The organism is Nonomuraea roseola (genome assembly GCF_039535395.1).
Lineage (GTDB): Bacteria > Actinomycetota > Actinomycetes > Streptosporangiales > Streptosporangiaceae > Nonomuraea > Nonomuraea roseola.
On sequence record NZ_BAAAXC010000012.1, the window covers coordinates 465,765 to 491,959 of the forward strand.

The 26,195-nt window shown below is 68.9% G+C and carries 32 protein-coding genes; 12 read left to right on the plus strand and 20 right to left on the minus strand.

Annotated features, from left to right (window positions below; genetic code table 11):
* Positions 1 to 52: 52 nt before the first annotated feature.
* Positions 53 to 1,006 (minus strand): RICIN domain-containing protein, encoded by a 954-nt coding sequence (locus ABFX55_RS14285; protein ID WP_346121182.1) that lies wholly within the window; start codon positions 1,004 to 1,006, stop codon positions 53 to 55.
* 603 nt (positions 1,007 to 1,609) lie between these two features.
* Here ABFX55_RS14285 and ABFX55_RS14290 point away from each other — a divergent pair.
* Entirely contained in the window at positions 1,610 to 1,789 is a 180-nt protein-coding gene (locus tag ABFX55_RS14290; RefSeq protein ID WP_346121183.1) for a hypothetical protein, read from the plus strand.
* Between the two features lie 235 nt (positions 1,790 to 2,024).
* Positions 2,025 to 3,017 (plus strand): hypothetical protein, encoded by a 993-nt coding sequence (locus tag ABFX55_RS14295; protein ID WP_346121185.1) that lies wholly within the window; start codon positions 2,025 to 2,027, stop codon positions 3,015 to 3,017.
* A gap of 277 nt (positions 3,018 to 3,294) precedes the next feature.
* Here the strand turns inward: ABFX55_RS14295 and ABFX55_RS14300 are convergent, their stop codons facing one another.
* Positions 3,295 to 3,657, minus strand: a complete 363-nt coding sequence (locus ABFX55_RS14300; protein ID WP_189143089.1) for a nuclear transport factor 2 family protein — start codon at positions 3,655 to 3,657, stop codon at positions 3,295 to 3,297.
* Between the two features lie 674 nt (positions 3,658 to 4,331).
* Between ABFX55_RS14300 and ABFX55_RS14305 the strand changes: the two genes are divergently transcribed.
* Positions 4,332 to 4,586 (plus strand): nitroreductase family protein, encoded by a 255-nt coding sequence (locus ABFX55_RS14305; protein WP_379479118.1) that lies wholly within the window; start codon positions 4,332 to 4,334, stop codon positions 4,584 to 4,586.
* A gap of 32 nt (positions 4,587 to 4,618) precedes the next feature.
* Here ABFX55_RS14305 and ABFX55_RS14310 read toward each other — a convergent pair whose 3' ends face one another.
* The 3 genes from ABFX55_RS14310 to ABFX55_RS14320 all read right to left on the minus strand — a co-directional run bounded on the left by ABFX55_RS14310 (position 4,619) and on the right by ABFX55_RS14320 (position 8,482).
* Entirely contained in the window at positions 4,619 to 5,131 is a 513-nt protein-coding gene (locus ABFX55_RS14310; RefSeq protein ID WP_346121187.1) for an NUDIX domain-containing protein, read from the minus strand.
* A gap of 805 nt (positions 5,132 to 5,936) precedes the next feature.
* Positions 5,937 to 7,562, minus strand: coding sequence for an L-glutamate gamma-semialdehyde dehydrogenase (gene pruA / locus ABFX55_RS14315; RefSeq protein ID WP_346121188.1), 1,626 nt, complete (start codon positions 7,560 to 7,562; stop codon positions 5,937 to 5,939).
* Positions 7,563 to 7,564: 2 nt separating this feature from the next.
* Positions 7,565 to 8,482: a proline dehydrogenase family protein gene (locus tag ABFX55_RS14320; protein WP_346121189.1), complete on the minus strand. Its 918-nt coding sequence runs from the start codon at positions 8,480 to 8,482 to the stop codon at positions 7,565 to 7,567.
* A 76-nt stretch (positions 8,483 to 8,558) separates the two neighbouring features.
* On the opposite strand from ABFX55_RS14320, the gene ABFX55_RS14325 reads away from it, so the two are divergent.
* Positions 8,559 to 9,602 carry a PucR family transcriptional regulator gene (locus tag ABFX55_RS14325; RefSeq protein ID WP_346121190.1) on the plus strand — a complete coding sequence of 348 codons (1,044 nt, stop codon included), beginning with the start codon at positions 8,559 to 8,561 and terminating at the stop codon, positions 9,600 to 9,602.
* Here the strand turns inward: ABFX55_RS14325 and ABFX55_RS14330 are convergent.
* The 4 genes from ABFX55_RS14330 to ABFX55_RS14345 form a co-directional block, all read right to left on the minus strand.
* A complete protein-coding gene (locus ABFX55_RS14330) occupies positions 9,586 to 10,284 on the minus strand; it encodes a glycoside hydrolase family 16 protein (RefSeq protein ID WP_346121192.1) in 699 nt (232 codons plus the stop codon). The two genes, ABFX55_RS14325 and ABFX55_RS14330, sit on opposite strands and share 17 nt — an antisense overlap.
* Positions 10,285 to 10,289: 5 nt before the next feature.
* Entirely contained in the window at positions 10,290 to 10,859 is a 570-nt protein-coding gene (locus ABFX55_RS14335) for an FMN-binding negative transcriptional regulator (protein WP_346121194.1), read from the minus strand.
* A gap of 10 nt (positions 10,860 to 10,869) precedes the next feature.
* Entirely contained in the window at positions 10,870 to 11,976 is a 1,107-nt protein-coding gene (locus ABFX55_RS14340; protein ID WP_346121196.1) for a glycosyltransferase, read from the minus strand.
* A gap of 107 nt (positions 11,977 to 12,083) precedes the next feature.
* The gene (locus tag ABFX55_RS14345; protein WP_346121198.1) at positions 12,084 to 13,940 is read right to left on the minus strand and encodes a SpoIIE family protein phosphatase; all 1,857 of its coding nucleotides are present in this window, start codon (positions 13,938 to 13,940) and stop codon (positions 12,084 to 12,086) included.
* Positions 13,941 to 13,975: 35 nt separating this feature from the next.
* On the opposite strand from ABFX55_RS14345, the gene ABFX55_RS14350 reads away from it, so the two are divergent.
* Complete coding sequence (locus ABFX55_RS14350) at positions 13,976 to 14,683, plus strand: ANTAR domain-containing protein (protein ID WP_183659439.1); 708 nt, start codon at positions 13,976 to 13,978, stop codon at positions 14,681 to 14,683.
* Positions 14,684 to 14,691: 8 nt separating this feature from the next.
* Here ABFX55_RS14350 and ABFX55_RS14355 read toward each other — a convergent pair whose 3' ends face one another.
* Positions 14,692 to 15,066, minus strand: coding sequence for an STAS domain-containing protein (locus ABFX55_RS14355; RefSeq protein ID WP_346121200.1), 375 nt, complete (start codon positions 15,064 to 15,066; stop codon positions 14,692 to 14,694).
* Positions 15,067 to 15,264: 198 nt separating this feature from the next.
* Between ABFX55_RS14355 and ABFX55_RS14360 the strand changes: the two genes are divergently transcribed.
* Together ABFX55_RS14360 and ABFX55_RS14365 are read left to right on the plus strand one after the other, a co-directional pair.
* Positions 15,265 to 16,041, plus strand: a complete 777-nt coding sequence (locus ABFX55_RS14360) for a SigB/SigF/SigG family RNA polymerase sigma factor (protein WP_183659443.1) — start codon at positions 15,265 to 15,267, stop codon at positions 16,039 to 16,041.
* Between the two features lie 12 nt (positions 16,042 to 16,053).
* Positions 16,054 to 16,464 (plus strand): ATP-binding protein, encoded by a 411-nt coding sequence (locus ABFX55_RS14365; RefSeq protein WP_346121202.1) that lies wholly within the window; start codon positions 16,054 to 16,056, stop codon positions 16,462 to 16,464.
* A gap of 474 nt (positions 16,465 to 16,938) precedes the next feature.
* On the opposite strand, the gene ABFX55_RS14370 is transcribed toward ABFX55_RS14365, so the two are convergent.
* The 5 genes from ABFX55_RS14370 to ABFX55_RS14390 form a co-directional block, all read right to left on the minus strand.
* The gene (locus ABFX55_RS14370; RefSeq protein ID WP_183659447.1) at positions 16,939 to 17,133 is read right to left on the minus strand and encodes a hypothetical protein; all 195 of its coding nucleotides are present in this window, start codon (positions 17,131 to 17,133) and stop codon (positions 16,939 to 16,941) included.
* Between the two features lie 6 nt (positions 17,134 to 17,139).
* The gene (locus ABFX55_RS14375) at positions 17,140 to 17,955 is read right to left on the minus strand and encodes a hypothetical protein (protein WP_346121204.1); all 816 of its coding nucleotides are present in this window, start codon (positions 17,953 to 17,955) and stop codon (positions 17,140 to 17,142) included.
* Between the two features lie 40 nt (positions 17,956 to 17,995).
* The gene (locus ABFX55_RS14380) at positions 17,996 to 18,571 is read right to left on the minus strand and encodes a hypothetical protein (RefSeq protein ID WP_346121206.1); all 576 of its coding nucleotides are present in this window, start codon (positions 18,569 to 18,571) and stop codon (positions 17,996 to 17,998) included.
* A 78-nt stretch (positions 18,572 to 18,649) separates the two neighbouring features.
* On the minus strand, positions 18,650 to 19,105 hold the full coding sequence (locus tag ABFX55_RS14385; RefSeq protein WP_346121208.1) for a helix-turn-helix domain-containing protein: 456 nt from the start codon (positions 19,103 to 19,105) through the stop codon (positions 18,650 to 18,652).
* A gap of 2 nt (positions 19,106 to 19,107) precedes the next feature.
* Complete coding sequence (locus ABFX55_RS14390) at positions 19,108 to 20,253, minus strand: FAD-dependent oxidoreductase (protein WP_346121209.1); 1,146 nt, start codon at positions 20,251 to 20,253, stop codon at positions 19,108 to 19,110.
* A 63-nt stretch (positions 20,254 to 20,316) separates the two neighbouring features.
* On the opposite strand from ABFX55_RS14390, the gene ABFX55_RS14395 reads away from it, so the two are divergent.
* A complete protein-coding gene (locus ABFX55_RS14395) occupies positions 20,317 to 20,793 on the plus strand; it encodes a MarR family winged helix-turn-helix transcriptional regulator (RefSeq protein WP_346121211.1) in 477 nt (158 codons plus the stop codon).
* Positions 20,794 to 20,856: 63 nt separating this feature from the next.
* Positions 20,857 to 21,306, plus strand: a complete 450-nt coding sequence (locus tag ABFX55_RS14400) for a YdeI/OmpD-associated family protein (protein WP_346121213.1) — start codon at positions 20,857 to 20,859, stop codon at positions 21,304 to 21,306.
* 4 nt (positions 21,307 to 21,310) lie between these two features.
* Here ABFX55_RS14400 and ABFX55_RS14405 read toward each other — a convergent pair whose 3' ends face one another.
* Genes ABFX55_RS14405 through ABFX55_RS14415 form a run of 3 tightly spaced genes read right to left on the minus strand, consistent with a single transcriptional unit; the run spans position 21,311 to position 22,187 of the window.
* Positions 21,311 to 21,484, minus strand: coding sequence for a hypothetical protein (locus tag ABFX55_RS14405; protein ID WP_346121215.1), 174 nt, complete (start codon positions 21,482 to 21,484; stop codon positions 21,311 to 21,313).
* A complete protein-coding gene (locus tag ABFX55_RS14410; protein ID WP_346121995.1) occupies positions 21,463 to 22,047 on the minus strand; it encodes an LLM class flavin-dependent oxidoreductase in 585 nt (194 codons plus the stop codon). Before ABFX55_RS14410 ends, ABFX55_RS14405 begins: the two co-directional genes overlap by 22 nt.
* Entirely contained in the window at positions 22,044 to 22,187 is a 144-nt protein-coding gene (locus tag ABFX55_RS14415; protein ID WP_346122021.1) for a hypothetical protein, read from the minus strand. Before ABFX55_RS14415 ends, ABFX55_RS14410 begins: the two co-directional genes overlap by 4 nt.
* Before the next feature lie 176 nt (positions 22,188 to 22,363).
* Between ABFX55_RS14415 and ABFX55_RS14420 the strand changes: the two genes are divergently transcribed.
* The 3 genes from ABFX55_RS14420 to ABFX55_RS14430 all read left to right on the plus strand — a co-directional run bounded on the left by ABFX55_RS14420 (position 22,364) and on the right by ABFX55_RS14430 (position 24,441).
* Positions 22,364 to 22,780 (plus strand): PPOX class F420-dependent oxidoreductase, encoded by a 417-nt coding sequence (locus ABFX55_RS14420; RefSeq protein ID WP_346121217.1) that lies wholly within the window; start codon positions 22,364 to 22,366, stop codon positions 22,778 to 22,780.
* Positions 22,781 to 23,357: 577 nt separating this feature from the next.
* The gene (locus tag ABFX55_RS14425; protein ID WP_346121219.1) at positions 23,358 to 23,744 is read left to right on the plus strand and encodes a hypothetical protein; all 387 of its coding nucleotides are present in this window, start codon (positions 23,358 to 23,360) and stop codon (positions 23,742 to 23,744) included.
* A gap of 79 nt (positions 23,745 to 23,823) precedes the next feature.
* On the plus strand, positions 23,824 to 24,441 hold the full coding sequence (locus ABFX55_RS14430; RefSeq protein WP_346121221.1) for a DUF305 domain-containing protein: 618 nt from the start codon (positions 23,824 to 23,826) through the stop codon (positions 24,439 to 24,441).
* An 82-nt stretch (positions 24,442 to 24,523) separates the two neighbouring features.
* On the opposite strand, the gene ABFX55_RS14435 is transcribed toward ABFX55_RS14430, so the two are convergent.
* Both ABFX55_RS14435 and ABFX55_RS14440 read right to left on the minus strand, forming a co-directional pair.
* Positions 24,524 to 25,132: a dihydrofolate reductase family protein gene (locus ABFX55_RS14435; RefSeq protein WP_346121223.1), complete on the minus strand. Its 609-nt coding sequence runs from the start codon at positions 25,130 to 25,132 to the stop codon at positions 24,524 to 24,526.
* Positions 25,133 to 25,337: 205 nt separating this feature from the next.
* On the minus strand, positions 25,338 to 26,135 hold the full coding sequence (locus ABFX55_RS14440) for an alpha/beta hydrolase (RefSeq protein ID WP_346121225.1): 798 nt from the start codon (positions 26,133 to 26,135) through the stop codon (positions 25,338 to 25,340).
* Between the last annotated feature and the right edge of the window lie 60 nt (positions 26,136 to 26,195).

Consider the following 26,195-nt stretch of genomic DNA (forward strand, 5'->3'; position numbering starts at 1 on the left):
GTGCAGCAGCTCTCGGCACCGACGCTTGTTGACGGAAGTTGACAGCCTCCCGTCAACGAAGGGCGAAATTCTGTGTCCAGTAGACGCGGTTATTGTGGCCGGGGGCGCGTCCCACTCCGATCAGTCTGTATTCACAGTTCAGGATCGCCTCGCGATGCCCCCAGTTGGCCGCCTCATCGTGGTACAACCAGTTGTCCATCGCCTGAGCCAGCGTCTGGTTGGTGCCCAAGGACCAGTTCTCGGGCCTCCGCGCGGGCGTGAAGCCGCCCGCCCTGATCCGATCGGCGGGCAGTGATCCGTCAGAGCCGTAGTGTCCTCGATTGGAATCGCCCGCCTTGGCGTCGATGAGTGTGGCGTAATTCTTGGCAAGATCAACGCTATGGGCGCGTGCTATGGCGCTGAGCTTGGCGTCGATGCGCACGCTCGGGTCGGCGCACTTACCCAGATCTCGCCGTACCTGGACGACCTGGTCGACCATTGCTTTTTCCTCGGCGTTGGGAAAGGGTCTCCCCAGGGATCTACGAGGCCTGTTGTCCCAGATTTGGTTGACGCCCCATGCGTCCCTGTCGGGGCGGAAACACGACCATTGCTGTATGGGGGCGCCCACCTGTGGCGGCTTCGGAAAGGACCCGTTCGCCGCATCGAGGCATTTCCTGCTATGAACATTCTGGATCCTGATGCCGCCCCGACAGACAAATGCCTCGGGCGTACACTGTCCTTCCGTGACGGGCTCGCGGGCCCAGTATTGACTGGCGCGGGCGTTGCAGTCCCGTTGGACTATCCTGACTCCATTGTCTCCGGAGGCGTGCTCGAGGTCGAGGCATCTGCCCGAACGTGGCGAAATGATGTTGAAAGTGCCGTCCCAGCCTTGCGGTCCGCCGGCGGGCCTGAACGTGAAAGTTTCTGCGGCTGACGAGCTGCGTCCGAGAATCGGTGCGCCGTAGATGGAGTCGTGCCCGATTTGCATGGTCAGCGCACTGCCGGTATTCGTGATGGTGCCGTTCACAGGCGGGATGGAGGCGCCGATACCGACGCTGGTCGTCGGTGGACCTGACGTCACGACGAGTACGGCCGATAGGGTGAGATGCGAAGCACGCTTCCCCATGTTGGACATACCTTTTGTCATGGCGATGCCCTACTTCCGAGTTGGCGATATTCGACTTCTTGAAAGAAGTGTCACCATGTTCTCGCGTGACGTGAACCGTCACCCCGCGAAGCTTACCGACGGCGCGGCCCTGCCGACTCGACGGCCTATTAAGGAGTATACCGCCCTACCAGTTCGGCACCTAAACGCCTAGGTAATGTGCGTTTGACGGAACATTGGAGTCACTGCCTTATAGGGAGTCGAAAAGGTCCCAGTGGTGCGTCTTGAGCGGGCGCCGGCGAGCTGCCGGACTCCAGTCGCGTGCCTTCCAGTTCTCCTTGGAGGGGGCTATGGACATAGGCCATGGCCTCCTGAGCGGAAGGATCGGCGAAGCGGCCGCCCACGTCCTCGACTCGTTCGTGCAACCACCACAGATGCCCTGCGGATCACGAACGCGCGACGTGCTCGCAGGCTGTAGGCGACGAGCACACCATCGTCACCAGAAGCGGCGAGTGGGATGCGGCGATGGGCGACTGCCGCGAGGAGCCGATCCGCCGGGGCGATGCCACTGAGCTGCACATGCTGCTCGTCGATGTCCGCCTGGCCGCGCTGGGAGCCGAGATCGCCTCGGCCGACGGGCTCAGCAGCGTTCTGGCCAAGGCCCTCGCCGAAATTCAGGCCGCCCTACTGCTCGACGCCCAGTAGGCCGGCCCGGCGAGGCGATGGTCACGACTCGGCGAATTGGGCAACACCTGGGTGGCGATCTGCATACGAATGGGGCATGGCTTCCCCCGCTCGTCGCCCCGCAGCTACGCCATCACCCGTGAAAGGCGCCAGAGGCAGGCCGATGTGGGAGGTATTCCCAGGAGCGCTGCTCATCGGGGCCGCGGCCTGGTTCGCCATCGGCCGGCTTCGGGCTCCGCGACCTGTCGGAGGCCCCGTGGATGAGACCTTGGGCGGCAGCGAGGCACCGAAGCAGCAGCCGAGCGGGAAGCAGAAGCAGGGCCGAAGATCCGAAGTTGCCGCTGTCGTCTCGATCTTCGCCTTAACGTTCATCTGGCCCTATACCGAGGAATTCCTCGAAGCGATCGCCGATGCGACATCTAACTACGGATTCAAGGGGTACCTGCCGTGGGTTGACGGCGCCCTCACCTTCCTAATCATCGTCTTGGCGATGCTGAGTGGGGTCAAGGTGCGTTGGACATGGGCCGTGCTCGGCCTAGCACTCACCGTCGGCTCAGGCTTCTTGTCGGTGCTTCCCGGGAGAAGCTTCCCGCTCGACTTGGTCCTCGGTGTCTGCGACACCTTCGCCTTCGCGGTCATCGCCTTGGCCGTGCTCGGTGTCCGGCGCCGTCCCGGGCGGTGGCGCCGCGCCAAGATGACGCCGGCGGAAGTCGCTGAGGCCGTCACAGCAGCAAAGAACGGGTGGCAACGCTTTCATATCGTCCTACCACTCGTGGTCGGGATGCTGGCGGCGTTCACTGCTTCCACCATCTGGGATCACCTGCTCATGAAGAGCGTGGAGCAGGAGTACTTCGCCCAGGTGAGTCAGATCATCCCGCTGCTGCTCATCGCTGTGGGCTTTGAAGCGAGGTTCTTCGACCGACTGCGCCAAGGAGCGATCGAGCGAACCCTGACCCTCGTGACAGTGATCACCTTGTGTGTCGGGGAGGCGCTGGCCATCTCGGCTCTCACCGTCGAGGAGTTGCATGCGTGGCATGAGTACGCCGCGTTCATCGGCACGGTGCAGGCGTGGTCGGTCGCGCTGGTCACGCTCCTGTGGGCGCTCACCCGATCCATTGGGAGTGGAACGGATCCTGCTGACTCCCAGCGAGACGGCACACGGGGACAGCTACGCGGCAAGACGGCGCAGCGCATCATTCCGGGCGGGCAGTGCGTCCTAGATAGGTGCATGCGCGGCGTCGGTCTCTGATACCCGTGTAGGGTCTCAACGATCTTGGCATAATATCAACGATCTTGGCACCGATCTGGCACATGTGCCAGATCGGTGAGACAGCCTTTCTGTGAGAGGGTGTCTCTGAGTACTGGCTTTGATCCTTTCGTGCATGGGCCGGAGCTGGGATACCAAGATCCAGTCCTTGATCTTGCCGGGATAGCCTGGCTTCCAGCGTCGGCCCGCCCCCCGGAGGCGGTCGAACCTCGCCGGCGACCATCCGGCTGGCCGGTCGTCGGACAACGTGTCGGCTATGTCAATCGGTCGTGCTGGCGTGCACGGCGATGATTCGCCAGCCGTGCGTCTCGCCGTATAGCCAAGTACGGGTGTAGCGCATCCTGGCCGCGAACGGCGCACCGGAGACGGTCCCTTCGACGGTGCCGAGAAACCACGTCACCCCGGTGCGCCCATCGGCGAGCACGGTCAACTCCTCCTCGGCCACCCTCGTCACCACCTGCGCCCGAGTGCGGTGCAGCTCCAGATCGTCCGCCTTGGTCGCAACGTTCGCACCGAAGGTAAAGATCAGCCGATCATCCAGCAGCCGATCCAGCGCCTCGACATCTCCAGCGAGCTGCGCGGCCTGGAGTCGGCGCTCGGCGTCCCGCAAGTCCTCCATCATGAGGTCCACCCTCCCAGCCAGCGCCGTATCCGCGCCAGGACGTTCACGCTCGGCTGATCTTTGCAGTCCGACCAGGGACTCCGATCGTCGGTGAATGGGTGTCGGGTTTAGAAGGCTTCCCGACAGGCCGTTGAAGTGGTGCGCGGCGGCCCGGAAAATCAGACCGTCGCGAGTTCGCGTGTTCTGTGATTCGCGACGGTCGAGGATTGAAGACACCTCTGAGAAGCTCGCGGTCGAGCCTTGACGCGGTGTTCTCGTCTCATTACGTTACGTTGATAGTGGCTGTTGGTTCATCGGTGGCAGACGTTGCTGATGAGGCATGCGGGAGTCAAGCCCCACACCGAGCGGCGGATGAGCGTCTGGGCGGTGGATCATGATCGACAAAGTCGCACCCGATGGTGTGAAGATCAGTTTCCGGCCCGCCACCGGTGGCGCCGAGGATGGCCAGCCCTGGAGCGCTGTATCCGCTGACCCGGGCGATGAGCGGGAATATCCGATGTACCCGGCAGAACTGACCTCGCCGTATCTGGACCGCTTTTCCGCCGCTGCTGCCCAGCGGTACGAAGCGCTGGGAATCGAGCGCGACGACCCCGACAGGCCCATGAAGATCGCCGCCTTGAACTCGGAGGCGTTCGGGGCGCCCGGTCGTACTGTTCTGCTACCTCGACCGGACGATGGGGCCCGGGCAGTGGGGGGACGCGGGGATGTACCTACAGACGGTCATGCTGTTGCTGAGGGTGGAAGGGCTGCACAGCTGTCCCCAGGTGATGTGGACGATGTATCGCAAGACTGTCAGCCGCATAGTCGGAGCCGATGACAGGCTCGCACTGTTCTGCGGTGTCTCGGTGGGGTTCGAGAAGGAAGGCGTGCCACGGCTGCGTACCGAGCGCGCGGAAATGACGGAAACAGTGAGCTTCATCGGAGCGTGACCGTCAGGCGGCCAAGATCTACGGGACAGACCCTAGTCGACGTAGCCCGCCGGAGCGGGCTCGTCGACGGGCAGCCCCCACTCGGCTGCGGCGACCCGGGCAGCCGCCTTGGCCTGCCCCACAGCCGGGTCGCCCCAGCCGAGCACGTCGGCCGCGTCCTGCAGCGGCACCATCAGCCTGCGGCAGGTGTGGCCGGCGCCGTCCGGGTCGGGCAGCGGCGGCTCGAAGGCGTCGATGACGCCCACCATGCGGACCTGCGCATACGGCTCACGCCCGCACTCGTGAACCTCCTGATAGCCGAGGTAGGCGACACGGCCGGCCCGGACCTGGTTCTCCTCCAGAGCCTCCCGCACGAACGTCGCCGCCGCGTCGTGGTCGCCGGGCTCGGGGCGGCCGCCGGGAAGGCCCATCACGCCCTCGACGTCCTGGATCATCACGCGGCCCGTCGCCGGGCAGATCAGGTAGCCGTGCACCCGCACGACCGGGAGCTCGTCGGGGACGGGCGCCTCATGCCACAGGTAGACCGTTTCGGTAGCAGCTGTCACGCCGGAGCAGCCTAGCCACAGGAGCCCCAGAGGCGGGCGGCAACCGACGAGTGAGCCGCGTTCACCGGGGCGCGGAAAGCTGCTCGGTAGGCTGGCGGATGCGCCGCTGAGCTGTGGGCCGGCCGCTTCTCCTTGGGGCCCAAACTGTTTCCGCCCGGCGGCACGACATGAAGGCGGCCCGCATGGGTCTCGACGAGGTGCCCGACCTGGTCGACATCTACCTGCACCGCCCCCAGGACCTGCCCGCGACGGTCCGCGACTACTGACCGCTGCCGAGAACCGGTTGCGCGACGTCGGCGACACCCTGTGGCAGGGCGTGTGCGAGGCGTGCGGGCGGCGGCCGGCGACGCAGCAGCACCACCGTGATCCGCGAGGGCTGGGCGGCGACTGCGGGCGATCACGAACTGCCCCGTGCAACGGGCTGGACCTGGACGATGCCTGCCATGCGTGGATCGAGGGGAACCGGCTGCCGGCGGGCAAGCTGGGGTTGCTGCTCAGGCCGGGAGAGGATCCATGCACGGAGCCGGTGCCGCTACGGGCGGCGTACGGGCCGGGCTGGATGCCGGCGGTAGGGCGGCGTGGGTCGGGGCCGCGCCCTGGCTTCGCAACAAAAGGCGACGCCCTGGCTTCGCAACGAAAGGCGACGCCCTGGCTTTCAAAGCGAAAGGCGACCCCCGGATTCGAAGCGAAAAGGGCGACGCCCCGGGATTCGGATGCGAATCTCGGGGCGTCGGCTGTTGTTCGCGCAGCTCGGTCAGTGCCGAGCTTGTTCAGGTCGGGCTGCTCCCGACCGTTCTGCGGGCTGTCAGCCCATGTGCGGGTAGCGGTGGTCCGTCGGCGGGACGAACGTCTCCTTGATCGTGCGGGCGTTCACCCAGCGGATCAGGTTGAAGATCGAGCCGGCCTTGTCGTTGGTGCCCGACGCCCGGGCCCCGCCGAACGGCTGCTGCCCCACGACCGCGCCCGTCGGCTTGTCGTTGACGTAGAAGTTGCCCGCGGCGAACCGCAGCCGCTCCGACGCCGAGGAGATCGCGTAGCGGTCCTGCGCGATGATCGAACCGGTCAGCGCGTACGGCGAGGCCGACTCCATCTGGTCGAGCACCGCGTCGTAGCGTGAGTCGTCGTAGACGTGCACGCCGAGGATCGGCCCGAAGTACTCCTTGACGAAGATCTCGTCGGTCGGGTCGTCCGACACCACGATGGTCGGCTTCACGAAGTAGCCGACGCTGTCGTCGTAGGAGCCGGTCAGCAGGTTGAGCGAGCCGTGCGAGGAGGCCCTGTCGATCGCCGCCTTGTGCTTGGCGAAGGCCCTGTCGTCGATGACGGCGCCCATGAAGGTCGACAGGTCGGCGGCCACGTCGCCGATGGTCAGCGACTCGGCCGTGGCGACCACGTCGTCCCTGATGAGCGACCAGATCGAGCGCGGGATGTAGGCGCGCGAGGCCGCCGAGCACTTCTGGCCCTGGTACTCGAAGGCGCCGCGGACCAGCGCGGTCGAGAGCACCGCGGGGTCGGCCGACGGGTGGGCCAGGATGAAGTCCTTGCCGCCCGTCTCGCCGACCAGGCGCGGGTAGCCGTGGTAGCGGGAGATGTTGGCGCCGACCGTGGCCCACAGGTGCTGGAAGGTGGCCGTGGAGCCGGTGAAGTGGATGCCGGCGAGCGCGGGGTGCGACAGCGCCACCTCCGACACTCCCTGGCCGTTGCCGGTGACCAGGTTGATGACGCCAGGCGGCAGGCCGGCCGCCTCCAGCAGCCGCATCGTGAAGTGCGCGGCGAACTGCTGGGTGGGCGACGGCTTCCACACCACGACGTTGCCCATGAGGGCGGCCGAGGTGGGCAGGTTGCCGGCGATGGCGGTGAAGTTGAACGGCGTGATCGCCAGCACGAAGCCCTCGAGCGGGCGGTACTCCATGCGGTTCCACACCCCGGGCGAGGACACCGGCTGGTCGGAGTAGAGCTGGCGGGCGTAGGCGACGTTGAAGCGCAGGAAGTCGATCAGCTCGCAGGCCGCGTCGATCTCGGCCTGCTGCGCCGACTTGGACTGGCCGAGCATCGTGGCCGCGTTCAGCGTGGCCCGCCAGGGCCCGGCCAGCAGGTCGGCGGCCTTGAGGAAGATCGCCGCCCGCTCGTCGAAGGAGAGCGCGCGCCACATGGGCGCCGCCTCCAGCGCGGAGGAGATCGCGTCCTGCACGTCCTGAGCCGTAGCGTCGTTGGTACGGCCCAGGACGGAGGCCTTGTTGTGCGGCTGCACGACGTTGATCGCCGCACCGCCGCCCATCTTCTCCACGCCGCCGATCGTCATGGTCAGGTCGATGGAGGACCCGGCCAGCTCCTTGATCCGGTTCTCCAGCGTGGCGCGCTCAGCGCTGCCGGGCGCGTAGCCGTACACCGGCTCGTTGGCCGGGGTCGGGACGTTGCTGATCGCATCCATGATCACTTACCCCCAAGGGCACGAAGGAAGAAGGCGACGTTGGCGGGGCGCTCGGCCAGGCGTCGCATGAAGTAGCCGTACCAGTCGTCGCCGTAGGGCACGTAGACGCGGACCGTGTGACCGGCGCCCGCGAGGGCTTCCTGTTTGTCGGTCCTGATGCCGTAGAGCATCTGGTACTCGTAGTCGCCGATCGAGCGCGAGAAGCGGTCGGCGAGAAGCTCGGTGATCGCGATGAGCCGGTCATCGTGGGTGGCCACCATGGGGTAACCCTTCCCCGCCATGAGGATCCGCAGGCATCGCACGTAGGCTCTGTCGACCTCGGCCTTGGACTGGTGGGCCACCGAGGCCGGCTCGCGGTAGGCGCCCTTGACCAGACGTACCCTGCTGCCGGAGGTGGACAGGTCCTTGCAGTCGGCCTCGCTGCGGAACAGGTAGGACTGGATCGCGACGCCGGTGGAGGGGAAGTCCTCACGCAGCGAGCGCAGGATCCCGAGCGTGGAGTCGACCGTGGTGTGGTCCTCCATGTCGAGGGTGACCGTGGACCCGTTGAGCGCGGCGGCCTCGCAGATCTCGCGGGCGTGGTCGAGCGCCATCGAGTCGCTCAGCTCCTGCCCGACCGCCGACAGCTTCACCGACACCTCGGCGCGCGTGCCGAGGCTCAGCGAGCGCAGCTCCTCCAGCAGGGTGATGTAGGCCTTGGCGGTCGCGGCGGCGGCGCCCGCGTCGCGCGTCTCCTCGCCCAGATGGTCGATGGTGACGGTCAGGCCGCCGTCGACCAGCCGCTGGACGGCCGCGCCTGCCTCGGAGACGGTCTCGCCGGCGACGAACCGGTCGACGACCTTTCTGGTGAGCGGCAGCCCGGACACCGAGCGGCGTACGAGCCTGCTCCGTGATCCGGCGAGGAGAAGTTGACCCAGCATGCTTACAGGCTAAAACCCCTGCTCAGGCTGGACCCATTGACGTCCGTAACGCGCGGTGTGGCAGGCTGTCATACACATGCACAAGACCGATGACCTACAGGACATCGTCGACGAGACCGCCCGCCTGCTCGGGGTCTCCGCGACGCTGGAGGACCGCTCCTTCCGGCTGCTCGCCTACGGCGCGCAGCACGGCGACATCGACACGGTCCGCCAGGAGTCCATCCTGCGCAGGCGCGCCAGCAGCGAGGTACGCGACTACTTCGAGCGCTTCGGCATCGCCAGGGCGGAGGGTCCCGTCCACATCCCGGCCAGCGAGACGCTCATGGCCAGGGTATGCGTGCCGCTCAGGCACACGGGGGTGACCTACGGATACCTGTGGCTGCTGGGCGAGCTCGCCGACGCCGCGCTCGAGCGCATCCGCCCGTTGATCGCCAGGGCCGCCTCGCTGCTGGCCCAGGAGGCGCGCAGCCGCCACGACCTGGGCAGGGAGCTGGCCGTGCTGCTGTCGGCCGACCCAGAGGAGCGGGCGGGAGCGGCGCTCGACCTCACGGGGCCCGTGACGGCGATAGCCGTACGGGAGTCGGCCGAGCGGGTGGCCGCGCTCTGGACACTGCCGCGCGGGGTGCTGGCCCGCGCGGGCCAGCCCGTCGCGGTGCTGGCGCCCGCGCACCTGGCCGGCGAGATCGCCGGCCAGCTCCAGGCCACGTACGGCACCGCGGCCGGCCTCGGCGCCCCCAGACAGGAGCCCGCCGACGCCTGGCAGAGCTGGCGCGAGGCGCGGCACGCGCTGCGGATCGCCGAGCACTTCCCTCGCTTCCACCCGGTCGCCAGGTGGGCAGAGCTCGGCGTGCACCGGCTGCTGGCCAGGCTCGGCACGGCCGACCTGCGCGAGCTGGCCGAGGAGACCGCGCCGCTCGACGGCGAGCTGGCGCACACCGTGGAGACCTACCTCGACCTCGGGGGCCACGCCCAGAAGGCGGCGGCGGAGCTGGGCATCCACCGCCAGACCCTCTACTACCGCCTCGGCAAGGCCGAGCGCCTGACCGGCCTCGACCTGTCCGACGGCGACGACAGGCTCGCCGCCCACCTCGGGCTCAAAGCGGTCAGGTTGCTCCCGTGAAGCGGTAGACCTTCACCCAGTCGACGTACATCGACACGGTGTCGGGCGTGGAGGAGTTCCTGCACGGCGACCACTCGTTGCAGACGACGTCGTTCTGCAGGGCCAGGCCCATCCTGCGGCCGTCGGGCACGTGCGGGCCCCTGTAGTCCCACACCTTCTCCCCGTCGAGCCAGAACGTCAGCCGTCCGGGCAGCCAGTCGACGGCCACCGTGTGCCACTGGGTGAAGTCGGCGCGCAGCTGCTTCTGCGCCCGCTGCCTGCCCGCGTGGACGAAGATGCCGCCGCCCTGGCGCTTCGGGTCGATGATCTCGGCGAAGTCGATCTCGGCGTACTCGCCGTCGCTCTGCCGGTCGGGCCACAGCAGCGCCACCGGCGTGTATCCGGCGCCGCGCTCGGCCTTGAACCTGACCTCCCACCGGCCGTACTCCTGCGACATGCGGGTGGCGATGCCGCCGGACAGGTCCTTGCCGCCGTAGAAGCCGCCCTTCAGCCTGAGCACGCCTCCGGAGACGGAGGTGGCCTTGCCTGTGCGGGGGTTCGTCTCGGCGCCGGGGGAGTCGTAGATCATCCACCTGCTGGTGCTGAGCGAGTCGAAGCTCTCGGTGAAGACCGGCTGGAAGGGCCCTGACGGGGCGGGTGTCACGAGGAGCGACGCCGCCACGAGATAACCAGGAATCGACATGGGTCTCAGGAAAGCACAGATTTCGCTTTGGTAACGGCCCTTTGGACCCTCTCGCGGTGTTCTTCGCTCTTGTGCCCGTCGTACTTGAACTTCCCGCGCACCTCGTCGACCGCGAGCCGCAGGCCCCTGATGCCTGACAGCAGCCTGGACATCTTCGCGGGGTCGCCCAGAGTGGGCTCGAGGTCGGCCAGTTGCCGTCTCAGCACGTCCAGCTTGCCTTCGTCGTCGGTGACGATCTCCGCCGTGCAGATCAGCTGCACGGCGGAGTAGTAGGTCGTCGGCACCCCCAGCGCCGGGTCCGTGCCCGGCTCGGCTCGCCACTCGCCCCTGATGTAGGTCCACGGCCCCGTCACCGACAGCACGACTCTCGGGTTCTCTTCGATGGCCTTCCAGACCGGGTTGGGCCTGGCCAGGTGCAGAAGTACCGTGCTGTCGTCGGCGAGGAGGAACTGGGTGGGGACCACCACCGGCACGTCCCTGTCGCAGCCTGCCGCGATCAGGGTGCCGAACTGGTGGTCACGAACGAAGGCGAGGGAGTCCTCGTGCGAGCCTGCATCCCAGGGATGGATAAGCATGCACTGGACCTTATAGAGATTCGTAAACCCTCAGCAACTCCTGGCTGACGCGCTCCCACGAGTAGCGAGACTTGGCCCTGTCGGCGCCTGCGTAGCCGATGGCGGTGCGCCTGGTCGGGTCGGCGAGCAGTTCGCGGACGAGCCTGGCGGTCTGGGCGGGACGGTCCGGCGGGACCAGCAGTCCGGTCACGCCGTCGACGACCGAGTCGAGGTGCGCGCCGACGGCCGAGGCGATGACCGGCACGCCGCAGGCCATGGCCTCCAGCGCGACCGTGCCGGCCGGGGCCTCGCGCGGCAGCGACATCACCAGGTCGGCGCTGCGCATGAGCTTGGCCACCGACGCCTTCGGCACCTGGCCGAGCACCGTGATCCTGTCGGCCACCCCCGCCTGCTCGGCGAGGTTCAGCAGGCGCCTGGCGTCGCGGTCGTCGGACAGCCCGTCGGCGGGCGGCCCTCCGGCCACGACCAACTCGGCGTCGGGGACTGCCGCGAGAGCGCGGACCACTGTGGGCGCGCCCCTGTCGACGGAGAGCGGGCCGACGTGCAGCAGCCGCTTGCGGGTGCCGCGCGCGGCCGCCGCGCCCTGGCGGCGGAAGCGCTCGACGTCCACCCCGTACGGCACGACCGCGATGTGGTTGCGCGGCACGCCCATCCTGATCAGCTCGGACTCCTCGTCGCCGCACCCCGCGACGACGGCGTCGGCCCTGCGGCCGAGCACCTGCTCCAGCTTGAGCGTTTGGGCCGACAGGACGGTGCCGAAGCTGTGGTGGAAGGTCTGGATGACCGGCACGCCCAGCCCCTTGGCACCGGCCACGGCCGCGAGGCCGCCGGTCCACGAGTGGGCGTGGATGACATCGGGCTTGTCGTGCTGCCAGCGGCTCATCAGATAGGCGCCGACGTCGGGCAGGAACGGCGCGACCTGGTCCGCAGGAAGGTCTTCGGCGGGGCCGGCGTCTATGGTCTCGACGGTGACGCCCTGGCTCAGCTTGGTCCTGGCCTTCAGGTCGGCGCCGTCGCGTCGGCTGTAGATGGTGACTCGGTGCTCGCGGCCCAGCTCACGGGCGACGGCGAGGATATGAGTGCGGCGCTTGTCGGAAGCGACGATAGCAATATGCATGGCACACCCCTGGGAGGGAAAACATCCTTCAGGTGTGCCTGCGTCTTAGGCACTCGAACTACCCCATAGGAATACCCCAGAGCCGCGAGAAAGTAAACCTCGCGCGCTCAGGCAACCTTCAGGGCGAGCACCACGATCTCGTCCCAGATCCGTCCCCCGGCAAAGCCGTGCCTGTCCTCCTCGATGGTCTTGACGACCGTCGCGGGCGTCTGCTCGACGCTGCGCGCCAGCACGTCGGCCAGCCGTTCCTCCCCGTAGGGCTCGCCGTGCTCGCCCCGCGAGGAGATGAGCCCCTCCGAGTAGAAGACCAGTGTCTGGCCGGCTGCCAGCTCGATCTCCTCCACCGCGGTCTCCGCCCCGTCCGCGATGCCCAGCGGCACTCCGCCTCCGGAGGCGAAGCGCACGCTTCCGTCCTGCTGCACGAGCGCGGCCGGATGGTGTCCTGCCGAGCTCAGGCGGATGCGCCTGCCCCTCACGTACCCGGCGACGGCCATCACGAACATGCCTGAGCGCTGCGCGACCAGAGCCTCGTTGACCTTGCGCATCGCCTGGTCGGGATCGTCCTCCCAGACGCTCAGCACGCGCAGCCCTCCGCGCACCATGGCGCTCACCGAGGCCGCCTCCTCGCCCGAGCCGACGGCGCCGCCCAGAGAGAATCCCCATCCGCCCTTCACGGGGAAGACGTCGTAGAACTCCGCGCCCACCGAGGCGCCCTGGTGGTAGATCGCCGCGGCCTCGAAGCCAGGGATGTTGGGCAGTGCGCGCGGCACCACGCTGGCCGTCAGCGCCTCCGCGGCCTGCGAGCGGTCATGGAAGCGGTCCTGTGCCGACAGCGCCAGCCCGAGGTGCGCCCCGATCTCCTGCAGCAGCCCCAGATCGGCCAGCGTGTACGGCGGGCGGTCGTGTGAGCGCACCAGCGTCAGCGCCCCCCTGATCGACCCCTCGGCCCCGATGGGCACGCACACCAGAGACCCGGCGCCCATCGCGGTCAGCAACGGCCCCTCGAGGGAGGAGCCGAGCAGCGACTCGTCCTCGACCATCTCGTGCACGACGCCCGAGCCCTGGTCGAGCACCTGCGCGACCACGGGGCCGGCGGCGGGATCGGCCCGCTCCACCAGCCTGACCAGCTCGCCGATCGGCTGGTCCTTGGGCCCCACCACCACCGACCTGCGCGGCAGCCCGTCGCGCACCACGTCGCCGATCACCCAGTCGGCCCACTCGCCGGCCAGCAGCCTGGCCGTCCTGGGCAGCGCCACGGGCCTGCGCAGGCTCTCCTCGTCCAGCAGCAGCGCCGCCATGCGCGACAGCAGCTCCTGCCGCTTGGCCGCCATCATCAGCAACGACGCGTCGGACAGCTCGGGACGGCTGGAGCCGGGCTCGGGCAGCTGCACCTGTATCGGCAGCACCACCGCGGCCACCATGTGCTGGGCCTCGCCCGGCATGGTCAGCCTGGTCAGCGACAGCTGCGCCACGTGCGTGCGGCCCTGGTGGGTCAGCCTGGTCTCGAAGGCGGCGTTCTGCCCGGTCTGCAGTACCCGCGTCAGGTGCGAACGGAAGGCGGCGCGCCTCGGCACGTCCACCAGAAGCGGGAACGAACGCCCGACCAGGAAGCCGTCGGGGCTGCCCAGCAGCCTGGAGGTCTCGCTGTTGATCCGCCTGATGACGCCGCCGCCGTCGAGCACGATCACGGGGACGGGGAACATCCTGAACACCTGGCGCAGCAGCTTCAGCTCGCGCTGGGAGCCGCCGCCCTGCTTGCCGCCCTGGCGGCGCTGCCCCCTGCTCAGCTCGGCCTTGGCCGCGGCCAGCAGGTCGGTGGCGGTGTCGAGCTCGGCCAGCGCGGCGTCGAGTGTCTGCGCCAGCTCACCGGGGTAGGCGGTTCTGGTGGCGCGCAGAGATGACACGCGCCCGATCAGTTCGTCGAGGGCGTGTTCGAGCGCGGTCAGGCCGATGGGTTCGGTCACCTGTTTAATCTAGGCTGATTGGGAAGGGATTCGCCATGGCTAGAATGATCACCTCTGTGCTGGCACGAGATCTTGCGACGCTCGGGCGGGTGGGTGAGGACACTTCGAGTGAAAGCGTACTTCGGGGCCTCACGACCACCCTGGCCAGGGGCGTTCCAGGCTGCTCAGGCGGCTCGGCTGAGCTGTGGCGCGACGACAGAGTACTGGTGTCCGGCTCGCACAGCGAGCTGATCATGCTGGTCGAGGGTGAGCGCGAGATCGGCGAGGGACCCTCCATCGAGGCGCGCAACACGCGGCAGCGTGTCGTGATCGGCGACGTGCTGCGCGACCGGCGCTGGGCCCGCTACTCCGGCCTGGCCACCAGGTGGGGTGTGCGCTCGGTGCTCCTGCTGCCGATAGAGGTCGCCCCTGTGCTGCTCGTGGTCGGCCTGTACGGCGTGCGGCCGGGAGCCTTCACCGCCCAGGCGGCCGCCCCGCTGGCGGAGATGCTGAGCGAGCAGGTCGGGGTGGCCATGGCCAACATGTGGGACTTCGACGAGGTCCGCACCGACGCCGCCCAGATGCAGGAGGCGCTCGCCGGCAGGGCGATCATCGACCAGGCCAAGGGCATCATCATGAAGTCGAGCGGATGCAGCTCGGAGGCGGCCTTCGAGGAGCTGCGCCGCGTCTCCCAGCACCACCAGGTCAAGGTCGCCGACCTCGCCCGTCTGCTCGTCGAGGAGCACCAGCGCAAGCAGCGCTGAGGGCTGGTTCAGCCCAGCGCGGCCATGGCCTCGTCGAGGGTCTCGTAGAGCGGCAGGCGCTGCGCGAGCCCGGTGATCCACATGACCTTGGACGGGGAGTAGCGCACCCCCACGAGCGCGAATCTGGCGCCCGCCGACGTGCTGGTCTGCCAGTGGTGCACGATCAGGCCCAGCGCCCTGGAGTCCATGAACGTCACGGCCGACAGGTCGAGGACCAGGTCAGGCCCGTGCGAGGCCACGACGTCCGAGAGGAAGTCGGCGAACTGCTCCCTCGTCGTCGCGTCGAGAATCCCGTCCACCTCGACCACCGCGAGCCCACCCGCGGTCGACGACGTCAGGTTCAGGGCGGCCACCGGCCACTCACCATTCTCCGACACCGTCACGAACGCCTCCCATTGATCCAACCCCGGCAGAGCAACCTTACTGTCAGAAGACAGGGGTTGAATACTCCACCCTAATGTGGGAAAAATAGAAGCGAAGTCCAGCAGAGGGCTTCTGAGCGACCTCGATAGAGGCGCGCCTCTGCCTGGGCTTTTTCGCTGTGCAGGGGCGGCCGGCGACATATATAGGAGCACCCAGCGATGGCTGTTCAGCAACTCGCCCTCGAAGAGATGACCGCCGAAGAGCTTCTGGCCGAGATGGTCAGCGAACAGACTCCTGACTCCGTCAAGGAACGACTGCGCGAGCGCGTGGTCGAGATGCACAGGCCGCTGGCCACCGAGATCGCAAGGCGCTACCGCTACCGAGGCGAGCCGATGGAGGACCTGCTCCAGGCCGCCTACGTCGGGCTCATGAAGGCCATCAACGGCTTCGACGCCAGCCTCGGTCACGCCTTCAGGGGCTACGCCGTCGTCACGATGACCGGCGAGGTCAAGCGGCACTTCAGGGACCGCACCTGGGCGATCAGGGTGCCGAGGCTCTACCAGGAGCGTCGCTCCGAGCTCAACCGCCTGGTCTCCGACCTCAGCCAGGACCTCGGCCGCTCGCCGACCGTGGCCGAGCTGGCGGCGAAGATGAACATATCGGAGGAGGACGTGCTGCTCACGCTCGACGCGTCCGCCGCCTACAGCACGCTCTCGCTCGACGCGCCGCTCGGCGCCGACGACGACGCCGCCTCACTCGGAGACGTCATCCCCGAGGACGACGACACGCTCAACAACCTGGTCGACCAGCAGGCCGTCAAGCCCCTCATCGACGCCCTGCCCACGAGGGAGAAGAACATCCTGTTGCTGCGTTTCTTCGGCAACATGACGCAGGCCGAGATCGCCGCCGAGTTCGGCATCTCGCAGATGCACGTCTCCCGTATCCTTCGCAAGGTCCTCGACCAGCTCAGGACCGAACTGATCTCAGAACGCTAGGCGGTTTCGCAGGTGAACGAGGACGCAGGGCCTCCGGTCAAGGAACTGGCCTTCCGCCTCCCCGATCTTCCTGAGGTCCGTCACTTCGCCGCGATCCACGCGCGTGACGCGGGCCTGACCGAGGAGAGCGTCGGCGATCTGCTGATCGCTGTCAACGAGGTGGCCACCAACGCGGTGACCCACGGAACCTCGGGCAAGGCCCGCCTGCGCGTGTGGAACGAGCAGGGCGACCTCGTCGTGGAGATCCACGACGAGGGACGATGGAACGTGGTGGGGCGCCCGGGCAGCGCGGCGCCCACCCCGTACGCCACCCACGGCATGGGGCTGTGGGTGGCGCGCAAGCTGACCAACGGCATCACCTTCCGCACCGGCCACGAAGGCAGCACGGTGACGATGAGGTTCGCGCGCAGACGCCTTCGATGACGGCGCCCCTGCCCCTCTGAACCGCTCTTGGCTACACCGCCTGGGACCCGCTCCCGGCCACCCCGTCCTGGGATCCGCTCCCGGCTACGCTGCCTGAGGCCCTTCCCCGCTACGGCGTCTTGGGAGCTGCTCCCGGCTACGCCGTCTGGTATCCGCTCGGGGCTACCCCATCTTGGGACCTGCTCCCGGCTACGCCGGTGGGAATCCGCTCCGGGCTACCCCGTCTTGGTACCCGCTCTCGGGTGCGCCGTCCTGGGCCCCGCTCCCGCCTCGCCGTTCTCGCGACCTGTTACGGCGTGAGTGACCCGCGGGCACGAGGACAACGGCGTCACCCATGGGGGAGGTCCGCGCAGGCGTCTCACCGGACCTCGGCAGAGAGAGCCAAGCCGAGCAGGCGTACAGCAGGCCGGCCGCGTCCATCACGCGAGAAGGGGCGCCCCCCGCTCCGGGGGGCGCCCCTTCCTCGTTCACGTGCTAGCGGCGCGTACGGCGCCAGCCGCCTCCTCTGTAGCTGCTGACACTGGCAGTGCCGATTCCCGCCTGATGAAGGGCGAGCAGGCACAGGCCGAGCAGCGCGAAGGCCATACCGCTGATCCCCGCGATCCTCGTGTTGAGCAGATCGAGCAGGAAGCCCAGCCCGAAAATGATCGCGGCCACGATGGCGAGCATGTCAGATCACCTCTCTCCCGAACCGAGCGTGAGCAGCCGTTCGAGCATCTCGCGGTAGTCGCGCAGGGCCAGGCGCAGCTGCTCGGTCTCGCCCTCACCCGCGTTCTTCCATCTGTCGCGCATCTCCGTCGTGCGGGCGGTCAGGGTGGAGACCAGCTCCTCCACCAGCAGGTCGGCTCGCTCGACCGACTCTCGAGGGTCGTCGACGAACGAGGCCTGCAGTTCGCGCCAGCGGGTGCGGACCTGGTCGGGGTCCTGGTCGAGCAGGTGCCCCGAGCGGTCGGGCGCGGCCTGCCCTTCGGGCTGATCCCCGGCCGGCTCCGCCGTCCCGGCCGGCTCCGCCGTCCCGGCCGGCTCGGTCGTGAACGGGGTGGCGGGCTCGATGGTGGCATCCGCGGCGGACCCTGTCGTGGATCCCGCCCCAGGCCCCGCCATGGGCTGAGTGCCGGCGTCGGTGGTCCCCGCGACCAGGACGTCACCCGTCCTGTCGTAGGGGTCCCTGTAGCGAGGGTCCGGCGTCTGGTCGTCCTGGGTCAGGTCGTTCCTGGCCACGTCGTCCCTGCTCAGATCGTCCCTGCTCAGATCGTCCCTGCTCAGATCGTCCCTGCTCAGGTCGTCCCTGGCCATGTCGTTCTGGGTCAGGTCGTTCCGGGCGGGGTCGTCCCTCAGCCGGTCGTCCTGGATCCGGTCGTCCCTGGTCTGGCCCTCCCAGGTCTGGCCGTGCTCGGACCTGGTGTCGGCCGTCGCCTGGAAGTCACGATCGGTCGGGTCGTCCACGGCGTCGGGGTCGTCCCGTCTATCGTCGACGCGCTGTTGTGGCACCTGGAGCTCATCCTCTATGTGCCGGCGCTCATCCATATCGTCACCGTCCTCCGGGTTCGTGACGGGTGTGGTGGGGGGCATCGTTCTGCAGCAACTCTTCGAACAGCGCGCGGTAGTGCACCATCGCCTGGCGGAGCTCCTCGGTGGAGGCCTCCTTCCTGGCGGCGCGCCCACTGATCTCGTGGGCCTGCCGGTAGCGGTCGAGCGTGGCGCTGTGGCCCACCGACAGGGTGGAGACCTTCTCCTCGAAGTCATTGGTCGGATAGCCGCGGTCGCTCATGACCGAGGTCACCAGCTGGTCGGCCTCCGTCACCGCGAAACCCGGCGCGTCGACGAAGCGCTCCTGCACTTCGAGCCAGCGCTTGGCGTAGTTGTCCCTGGCGTCGGAGTCGAGCGGACGGATGTCGAGCTCGGCGAAGCGCTGCTCGCGGGCCAGCATCTCCTGTTCGGCCTCGCGCCTGCTCTCGTGTTCGGAGACCATGCGCTCGTACTCTGGGCCGAATCGGTCGCGGAGGCGAGCCCGGCGTTGCTGTTGCAAGACGACGTAGCCGATCGCGGCGATGGCTGCCACCACCACCACGACGACGGCCACCCAGATCAGAGTTTCCGTGGTCATCAGACGCCTCCGGGTCTGTCGTGATGGACCGTGATTGGCCATGCGACTGCCCCGCAGACAGGTGTCGAAACGCCGCGATCAGCCTGGTTCCACGGCCTTCAGGGCGCTTTCCAGCATCCGGGCGACGTGTGAGCCCGATGGGGAGGCAGGGATCTCCGTGAAACCGCTCGCGGGGTCGTAGGTCACGTCGAGGCCCTGTTCGGCCAGCCTGCGCGCCCACCGTACGGCGGTGTTGAGCCGCTCGGGAGCCACCCGCCCGCCCTGCGCGGCGACGGAGAGATTGCGCAGGTTCGTCGCGGGCCCCGACTGGGCGTGCGCGCGGCTGAGAGTCCACGGCAGCGCCGCGCCGTGGTCCATCTGCGGCTTGGCCAGGCCGGCGGCCCGCTTGGCCTGCAGGACCCCCGACTCGCTGACGCCGAAGTGCGCGGCCAGCGCCTGCACGCTCATCCCCGCCTCGACCAGCCGCGCCAGCTCGGCTCTGTCGATCGTCGGCCTTCGACCCACCACGCCCTCCACGCTCGCTGTGCGGTCCATTCTCACAGGTCGATGTGGTGGCGGTACATCCACGCGAGGGACTCGTCGCCCGCCGACCTCCTGAGGAAGACGGGGAGCATCAGGTCCCTGAGGACCCTGGCGACGGGTCCCGCCGCCTTGCGGTCGCTGATCTTCCTCGACCAGGCCACCACCCGCTCGACGCGGGCGCGCCGCCGGCGCTCGTAGCTCTCGAAGGCCGCGGTGTGGCCCGGCTCCTCGCGCAGGCAGGCCGCCAGCACTATCGCGTCCTCGATCGCCATCGAGGCGCCCTGGCCCGAGCTGGGTGAGGTGGCGTGCGCGGCGTCGCCGGTGAGCAGCACCCTTCCTCGGTGCCAGGTCGGCACGGGGGGCAGGTCGTGGATCGGCAGGCCGGGATCCACGCTGCCACGGCGGACGAGGTCGGCGAAGCGGTCGTCATCGCCCGCGAGCGCCTCGGCGAGCGCGGCCTGCCAGTCGGCGGGCTCGTCGCCGAGCCGGCGCGGCAGGTTGGCGAACCACCAGGTCTGGCCCGAGGCGGCCACGGTGTAGCCGAAGAACGCCTTCCTGCCGAAGACCATGTTGTAGACGCCCGGCTCGCCGGTGACGCCGGCGTCCTCGACGATGCCGCCGAGGCTGTACAGGCCGCTGTAGCGGGGCGCGGGCGCGGCCTGGTCGAGGAGGGTACGGGTGCGCGAGTGCAGGCCGTCGGTGGCGACGATGATGTCGCCGGTGGCCTCGGCGCCGTTCTCGAAGCGGGCGGTGACGCCCCTCTCGCTTTCCTCGTAGGAGACCAGGCGCCTGCCGTACGTGATCGGTATCCCCCGCCCGAGGGCCTCGTCGCGCACGACCCGGTAGAGGTCGGAGCGCTGGATCGTGTGGCTGACGGTGCCGTCGTCCAGGGCCAGACCGTTGGCGACCTCGCCGAGCCGTCTGCCCGTGCCGCTCCACATGACCATGCGAGGCGTGGGGATCCCCGCCGCCATCACCGCCTTGTGGGCGTCGAGGGTGCGCAGGGCGTCCAGGCCGTTGGAGGCGACGTTCAGGAACGAGCCGACGTTGTCGGCGGTCTGGTCGTAGGCCTCGAAGATCTCCGCGTCGATGCCCACCTGCTGGAGCGCCATCGCCGTCGCGGGACCGCCGATGCCGCAGCCGATGATCAGAGCCTTCATCGTGATATCCTCTCCGCATTATTTAGTTCGTCCGAACGAAATATATGTGGAAGGGGGTAGGGCGTGTCAACGGATATTTCGGAGAGCCGAAAGAAACTTCTCGAATCGCTCTTCCTGGCAGGGCGGGAGAACAGCAACGCGGCCGTCATGTTCCACACCGCCGTGGGGGCGCGCATGGGCCTCGGTATGACGGAGGAGAAGGCGCTCGACCTGCTCCAGCGGCACGGGCCGCTGACCGCGGGGGAGCTGTGCGAGCACACGGGACTGGCTCCGGCCTCCGTGAGCGGGCTGATCGACCGGCTGGAGGCCAAGGAGCTGGTGCGCCGCACGCGCGACGCCCGCGACCGGCGGAAGGTCATCGTGGAGGTGGACCACGAGAGGCTCGCCGGATTCGGAGAGCTGTTCGACGGGCTGGTGGCGGGGCTGACCGAGCTCTACCTCGGTTACAGCGACGAGCAGCTGGAGCTGATCCTCGACTTCCTGACCCGCGCCACGGCCGTCCAGCACGCCGCCACCTCGAGCCTCGACGCCGCTTCCTGAAAGGTCGTTGACAAATTTATTTGTCGGTGAGAGGCTCGGGGCACCGACCCTGAGGAGCACATCGTGAACTTCACCGCCGAACTCATCGGAACAGGCAAGACCGCGACCGGCCTTCAGGTGCCGGAGGAGCTCGTCAAGGGACTGGGCGGCGGTGGCCGTCCCAAGGTCACCGTCACGCTCAACGGGTTCGTCTTCCGTTCCTCGATCGCCAGGATGGGCGGGGACTACTGGCTGGGCGTCAGCGCGGAACGGCGCGAGGCGGCGGGCGTCGCCGCGGGCGACGTCCTCGACGTCCAGGTCGAGCTGGACCTCGAGGAGCGCACCGTCGACGTTCCCGCCGACCTCGCCGGGGAGCTGGAGGCCGACACCGAGGCCAAGGCGTTCTGGGACACGCTCTCCTACAGCAGGCGCCGCTGGTTCGTGCTCTCGGTCGAGGGGGCGAAGCAGGCCGAGACCCGCAGCCGCAGGGTCGCCAGGGCGATGGAGCTGCTGAGGCAGCGCCGCAGCGGCTGAGCCCTCACCCGCCGGTCAGGGGGAAGCCCGCCGCGCGGAGAGCGTCGGCCAGCAGTCCGACCTGCTCGAGCCCTGACGAGGTGGGATGGAGCACCACGTCGGTGACGCCCGCGGCCCGCAGGGCCGTCAGCTCGGCCCGCAGGTGGTCGGTGGTGGTCAGCGTGTCGGCGCGGACCACGGAGAAGAAGGCGTCCCCGTAGTAGTGGCGGAGGTACTCGTCGGCGACGGGTCCGTGCCGTGACCGAGGCCGAAGTACCGCCCGGTCATGACACGCGGACGCCCAGGCCGTCCGGCCCGCTCCCAGACACCGCGTACGGCGGCCGCCCCCTCCTGGAGCACGGAGAGCCCGAACAGCGGGGCCACCCAGCCCTCACCATGCGTGGCCGCCCGGGTGAAGGCCGCCGGCACCAGCCCGCCGAACAGGAGCGCGGGCCGTCCTTCGGGAAGCTCGGGCATCGGACCGCCCCGGCCGCTCAGCTTGCCCACCCACACCTGCGCCGTCGTCTCCAGCGTCGAAGCCCACAGCGCCGCCCCGCCCTGCTGCGAGACCTGCCCGGCGGCGAAGTCCTCCGGCCACCCGCCGAGCCCGAGTCCCGCGGTGAGACGTCCACCCGAGATCCGCTCCACCGAGGCCAGCTGCTTGGCCAGCAGAACCGGGTTGTTGCGCCAGCCGACGTTGAGCACCGTGGTGACCAGCTCGACCCGCGAGGTACGGGCAGCGGCGGCGGCCAGCGCCGTCAGCGGTTCGAGATTGTCGTAACGAGCCTGTCGATCACGCCGACGGCGCCGAAACCGGCGCGTTCGCTGTCGGCCGCCCACTGGCCCAGCGTGGTCATGTCGGTGCCGGGCACCGCAGCGGGCAGGCCCACGCCGATCCTCATACGGCCTGTCATGCCGGGCTTCCCGAACCCGGATCTGCCAGACTCGGAGGCGCCGGCCCTCATGTCATCCCTGTCAGTCATGCAGCCGAACGTACGCACCATGACCCCTGCGGCTCTTGTACGAATCAGCCGCGCCCGCAGCGGCGGGTGGCGGCACGATCCCGAGGAGAGGCCTCATGTCGTTCACCGACGAGGAGATCGCCTACCTGCGGTCCCAGCCGCTCGCGCGCCTGGCGACCTGTTCCGCCGACGGGCAGCCCGACGTGGTCCCGACCGCGTTCGAGTTCGACGGCGCCCATTTCTGGATCGGCGGAGGTCCGACCGTCGTCGCGACCCGCAAGTTCCGCAACGTCGAGGCGGGCGGCCACCAGGTCGCCCTGGTCATCGACGACCTGGTCTCCCTCGACCCCTTCGTCGCGCGGGGCATCAGGATCTACGGCCATGCCGAGCAGCCGTTCGAACGGGTCGGAATGGTCGGGCCCGGCATCTTCATCCGCATCACCCCGACCGTCTCGTGGAGCTGGAACCTGGCGGGAGAGCCCGTCGGCGACAGCTGGTACGAGTCGCGCAAGACCGTCCACAGGAGCGTCTAGGCCGCGCCGCCGGTCCGCCGGAGCGGGTCGCCCACGAGGCGGGGTCGCCCAGGAGGCGCCCACGAGGCGGGTCGCCCAGAAGGCGCCCGCGAGGCGGTCAGCCAGAGGGTGCCCGCGAGGCGGGCCGCCTAGAAGGCGCCCATGAGGAGGTTCGCCGCCGACACCAGCGCTGAACCGGCCATCGCCACGATCAGGACCGCGCAGACGATCTTCACCCAAGGTCGCATGCCTTCATTCTGCTGCGCGGACCCGCAAGGAACCAAGTCGGCTCAGATCACGCACGCAGGCGCCCGGCACGAGCGCGTCGGCTGTCTCCAGCGACTCGCCGGGAACCCGGTCTTCCGCGTCTCCTCCTCCCGATCCACGGAAGCTTCCTCCGACCCACCGCAGATCCCTTCGACTCCGGAGCGACCGAAGCTCTCTTCGACCCCAGACCCACCGAAGCATTCTTCGACCCGGTCCAGCCTCTTCCGGCCACACCGAAGGGTAGGGCCGGCCGCTTGCCCGCGCGCCGGCCGAACTCCTGGCCTGATCTACTAGAGTGCATAGTGAGTAGGTGGCCGTCGTAGGGGGAGTGATGAGGGGATCGCGTGCCGCGCCGCGGGTGTCGCGCTGGATCCTGCTCGTCCTGCTCGCCGTGGGCGTCTGCGGCATGCACACCCTCGGTCACCTGGGCCACCGGACCGCCGCCACGCACGTCATGGGGCATGGGCCGGCGGGGCCCGAGGGGGGAGAGGCGGGGGCGGCTCCCATGGGCGCTCCGATGCCCGGTCTCGATCCCACGTCCGTCTGCGTGGCCGTCCTCACCTCGCTGCTGATCCTCCTCCTCTTCACGCGGCGGGCCCGGGCGCGGCGGACGGCCAGGGCCGCGGCCCGGCGGGCCTGGCCGGTGCGTGGAGTCGCCAGGCCGCCGCCCGAGCCCACGGCCGTCCGGCTGGCGCGTCTCTCGGTGCTGCGCCTGTAGGCCGATCCCGTCCGCGGGTGGCTCCAGAGCCGTTCCGCATCGTGAATCGGCAGGTCAACCCATCGAGAGAGTCACAGTCATGCACAGCAACCCAACGATCATCCGCAGGCTTTCCCTCGGCGTCGTGGCAGGCGCAGGGGCGCTCACCCTGCTCACCGCCTGTGGCGGCGACGGCGGGACGATGGCGGGGCACGGCCAGATGTCCGGCTCCGCCGCTCCCGCCACCACTCCGGCAGGGACGCCGTCCTTCAACGCCGCGGACGTGACGTTCGCGCAGATGATGATCCCGCACCACGAGCAGGCCGTGGAGATGGCCGAGCTGGCCGGCCCGCGCGCGGCCGACGCCGAGATCAAGGAGCTCGCCGCCAAGATCAAGGCCGCTCAGGACCCGGAGATCCAGACCATGAAGGGCTGGCTCACCGCATGGGGCACGTCCGTGCCCACCGGCGGGATGCACCACGACATGCCCGGCATCATGTCCGAGCAGGACATGAAGCAGCTCGAGGCGGCCAAGGGCGCGGCCTTCGACCGGCGGTTCGCCGAGCTGATGATCGCCCACCACAGGGGCGCGATCGAGATGGCCCGCACCGAGCGGGCGCAGGGCGCCGATCCGGGCGCGAAGGAGCTGGCCAGGGTGATCGAAAGCGCCCAGCAGGCCGAGATCGCGCAGATGGAGAAGATCCTCGGCCGGCTCTGAACGGGAGGGCTCGCGCCCGGGTCGTCCATGCCCGGGCGCGCCGCTCCACTATCTTTAATAGTTGGAGCAGCCGCTGCGGGCGCTAGACGACGGAGCCGTAGACGGGCTTGCCCGCCCACTCGTAGGTGAGGTACGCGACGCCGGCGTCGGTGGCGGTCGCCCCGGTGAGCTTCAGCCCCGCAGGGGTGGCCCCCTCGGCGAACAGCCGCTTGCCCTGGCCGAGGACGACGGGGAAGACCAGCAGGCGGTACTCGTCGACCAGCTCGGCCTCCTGCAGCGAGCGGATGAGGTCGCCGCTGCCCTGGACGAGGATCTCGCCGTCGGTGCTCCGCTTGAGCTCGGCGACCGTCTGGGCGGCCTCGCCCACCAGGACCTGCGTGTTGCGCCACTCGGCGTTCATCGGCTTCCTGGTCACGACGTACTTCGCCATGCTGTTGATCTTGGCGCCACCCTCCTCGTCGGGCACGTGGGGCCAGTGGGAGGCGAGGATGTCATACGACCTGCGGCCCAGCAGCAGGCCGTCCGCGCGCTCGAACTGCTCGCCCATGATGCGGCCGAACCCCTCGTCCACGTGCGGGGGCAGCCATCCGCCGTGCGGGAAGCCGTTGGAGTCGTCCTCGCCCGGCCCGCCGGGGCCCTGCATGACGCCGTCCAACGACACGAAGGTCGAGACCACCAGCCTGCTCGCCATCTTGTTGTCCTCACGCTGTGGGTGGAGCGGATCCGTAGGGCCCCGCCGTTGTCATGCCTTCAGCCTGGCAGGGCCCGCTTAAGGATTCCTTACGGCCACCTCTTCAGCCTGACGGAGCCCGCGTAAGGGTTCTTCACGACCCACCCCTCAAGCCGGCCGGACGGCCGCGCGCCGTCTGTCGCGGAGGGCGGGCCGGAGGCGAGGCTCACCCCAGGACGCGGTCGATGAACGCCGTGACCTCGCCCAGCACCTCGTCCTTGTTGGTCTCGTTGAAGACCTCGTGCCGCGCCTCCTGATAGATCACCTCGGTGAGGTTCTCGCCCCTGATCGTCTCGATGCCCGTACGGCTGGACGACAGCGGCACGAGTTGGTCGTCGGCGCCGTGGATCCACAGGGTCGGCAGCCGCCCGAGGTCACCGCCCTTGGCGATCGTCTCGAAGGCCCTGGAGAACGCCTCCAGCGTCGGCCGCTTGAACGGGCCGTGCCAGACCAGCGGGTCCTCGGCGTACGCCGCCCCCACGGAGAGGTCGCGCGACAGCGTGGCGGGGTCGATGGGGATGTCCGGGATCTCCTCCAGCGCGAGCAGCGCGGGGATCACCTCCCATTCGCCGATCACCGGCCCCGACAGGACCAGGGCGGCCAGCCCGTTGCCGTAGCGCTGGGCGTGGCGGGTGGCGATCAGGCCGCCCATGGAGTGGCCGATGACCACGACGGGCACTCCTGGGTGCTCGGCCCTGGCGTGCTCCTCCACCGTGCGGACGTCGGTGACGACGTCCTCGAAGTCCTCGATCAGGACGCGCTCGCCGTCCGACCTGCCGTGACCGAGGTGGTCGGGGCCGTAGACCGCGGCGCCGTGCCGTACCAGGACGTCGGCCACGTGCTCGTAGCGGCCGATGTGCTCGCCGTAGCCGTGGACCAGCACCACCAGGTAGCGCGGCCGCTCGTGTGGCCAGACCCGGGTGGTGATCGTGCCCCGGGTGCCGGTGAAGAGGAGTTCCGTCATGCCCGGAGCGTACGATTTCCCCCGGTGTTCGGCAATCCCGAACACGGCTATCGTTGCTCG

What these genes read in the sequence shown, in the direction of transcription:
- ABFX55_RS14290 (WP_346121183.1), top strand. Translation starts at nt 1,610, where the DNA reads ATGGGCGACTGCCGCGAGGAGCCGATCCGCCGGGGCGATGCCACTGAG.
- ABFX55_RS14300 (WP_189143089.1), bottom strand. Translation starts at nt 3,657, where the DNA reads ATGATGGAGGACTTGCGGGACGCCGAGCGCCGACTCCAGGCCGCGCAG.
- ABFX55_RS14305 (WP_379479118.1), top strand. Translation starts at nt 4,332, where the DNA reads ATGGGGCCCGGGCAGTGGGGGGACGCGGGGATGTACCTACAGACGGTC.
- pruA (WP_346121188.1), bottom strand. Translation starts at nt 7,562, where the DNA reads ATGGATGCGATCAGCAACGTCCCGACCCCGGCCAACGAGCCGGTGTAC.
- ABFX55_RS14320 (WP_346121189.1), bottom strand. Translation starts at nt 8,482, where the DNA reads ATGCTGGGTCAACTTCTCCTCGCCGGATCACGGAGCAGGCTCGTACGC.
- ABFX55_RS14325 (WP_346121190.1), top strand. Translation starts at nt 8,559, where the DNA reads ATGCACAAGACCGATGACCTACAGGACATCGTCGACGAGACCGCCCGC.
- ABFX55_RS14330 (WP_346121192.1), bottom strand. Translation starts at nt 10,284, where the DNA reads ATGTCGATTCCTGGTTATCTCGTGGCGGCGTCGCTCCTCGTGACACCC.
- ABFX55_RS14335 (WP_346121194.1), bottom strand. Translation starts at nt 10,859, where the DNA reads ATGCTTATCCATCCCTGGGATGCAGGCTCGCACGAGGACTCCCTCGCC.
- ABFX55_RS14340 (WP_346121196.1), bottom strand. Translation starts at nt 11,976, where the DNA reads ATGCATATTGCTATCGTCGCTTCCGACAAGCGCCGCACTCATATCCTC.
- ABFX55_RS14350 (WP_183659439.1), top strand. Translation starts at nt 13,976, where the DNA reads ATGGCTAGAATGATCACCTCTGTGCTGGCACGAGATCTTGCGACGCTC.
- ABFX55_RS14360 (WP_183659443.1), top strand. Translation starts at nt 15,265, where the DNA reads ATGGCTGTTCAGCAACTCGCCCTCGAAGAGATGACCGCCGAAGAGCTT.
- ABFX55_RS14370 (WP_183659447.1), bottom strand. Translation starts at nt 17,133, where the DNA reads ATGCTCGCCATCGTGGCCGCGATCATTTTCGGGCTGGGCTTCCTGCTC.
- ABFX55_RS14380 (WP_346121206.1), bottom strand. Translation starts at nt 18,571, where the DNA reads ATGACCACGGAAACTCTGATCTGGGTGGCCGTCGTCGTGGTGGTGGTG.
- ABFX55_RS14385 (WP_346121208.1), bottom strand. Translation starts at nt 19,105, where the DNA reads ATGGACCGCACAGCGAGCGTGGAGGGCGTGGTGGGTCGAAGGCCGACG.
- ABFX55_RS14390 (WP_346121209.1), bottom strand. Translation starts at nt 20,253, where the DNA reads ATGAAGGCTCTGATCATCGGCTGCGGCATCGGCGGTCCCGCGACGGCG.
- ABFX55_RS14415 (WP_346122021.1), bottom strand. Translation starts at nt 22,187, where the DNA reads ATGAGGATCGGCGTGGGCCTGCCCGCTGCGGTGCCCGGCACCGACATG.
- ABFX55_RS14420 (WP_346121217.1), top strand. Translation starts at nt 22,364, where the DNA reads ATGTCGTTCACCGACGAGGAGATCGCCTACCTGCGGTCCCAGCCGCTC.
- ABFX55_RS14425 (WP_346121219.1), top strand. Translation starts at nt 23,358, where the DNA reads ATGAGGGGATCGCGTGCCGCGCCGCGGGTGTCGCGCTGGATCCTGCTC.
- ABFX55_RS14430 (WP_346121221.1), top strand. Translation starts at nt 23,824, where the DNA reads ATGCACAGCAACCCAACGATCATCCGCAGGCTTTCCCTCGGCGTCGTG.
- ABFX55_RS14435 (WP_346121223.1), bottom strand. Translation starts at nt 25,132, where the DNA reads ATGGCGAGCAGGCTGGTGGTCTCGACCTTCGTGTCGTTGGACGGCGTC.
- ABFX55_RS14440 (WP_346121225.1), bottom strand. Translation starts at nt 26,135, where the DNA reads ATGACGGAACTCCTCTTCACCGGCACCCGGGGCACGATCACCACCCGG.